This window comes from Streptomyces adelaidensis, assembly GCF_016598475.1.
Classification (GTDB): domain Bacteria; phylum Actinomycetota; class Actinomycetes; order Streptomycetales; family Streptomycetaceae; genus Streptomyces; species Streptomyces adelaidensis.
In genome coordinates this window covers 1-693 of record NZ_JAEMUX010000281.1, presented here as the reverse complement: position 1 = coordinate 693, position 693 = coordinate 1, and the positions used below count along the sequence as shown (strand labels likewise).

Sequence of the window (693 nt, the reverse complement as noted above, 5' to 3'; positions counted from 1 at the left end):
CCCGTGACCACCAACTTCAGCTTGCACACCTCCCACTGCTCTCGAGAGGTCGTCTCCTTTGATCTGATTGCGGCTATGGCGCCTGAATTTTCGCCCGAGGAAGGTGTTGAACAACATGCCTGACACACCTTTTGCCTCCCGTCCGAACCCTGAACACACGACCCCGGGGTGGAACGCCGCAGCCGTGATCTTGCTGTCCAGGGTGCGACGGGCGATCTCTCGACATCGTGCGCCTCGCGCAGAAGGCCGGCCTCGTCGCGAGCATCTGGGCCCCGGAGGAACTGGTCAAGCTCGTCAGCGCCGTCGCCACCTACTGGGCCACCGCGACCGGCCCCGACATGGCCACGCTGCCGAGCGGTGGCAGAAGAGGCCGTGCTGCGACTTGTTGAACCGCGTCCGACCGAACCCCGGTAGTTGTCGGACTACTTCGCCGCGTTTTCCGCGCTCGCCATGCCCTGCGCATGATGCCTGGACTTGGTCAGGCTCGATCGCCCGCCGTGCGGGGCTGCTGCAATCGAGCGGGCCACGCTCCAACTCCCTCTCCAACCAAGCGAATTGCACCTCACTGAGCTTCGGTCGACCCCGTGAACTGTTGGACAGCACGCCCGCCTCGCCGCGCTCGCGCCAAGCCTGCGGCTATCGCTCCACCGATCGCTCGCTCACCGCGACGCGGTCGCGACGGCCCGGTTCCAT

At 65.8% G+C, this 693-nt stretch carries 1 protein-coding gene and 1 pseudogene; one reads left to right on the top strand and one right to left on the bottom strand.

Annotated features, from left to right (window positions below; translation table 11 throughout):
* The first annotated feature begins 227 nt into the window (after positions 1–227).
* A complete protein-coding gene (locus tag I8N67_RS43680) occupies positions 228–389 on the top strand; it encodes a hypothetical protein (protein ID WP_307835538.1) in 162 nt (53 codons plus the stop codon).
* 127 nt (positions 390–516) lie between these two features.
* Here I8N67_RS43680 and I8N67_RS44950 read toward each other — a convergent pair.
* Positions 517–693, bottom strand: a pseudogene (locus I8N67_RS44950) (IS630 family transposase); the annotation flags it as partial.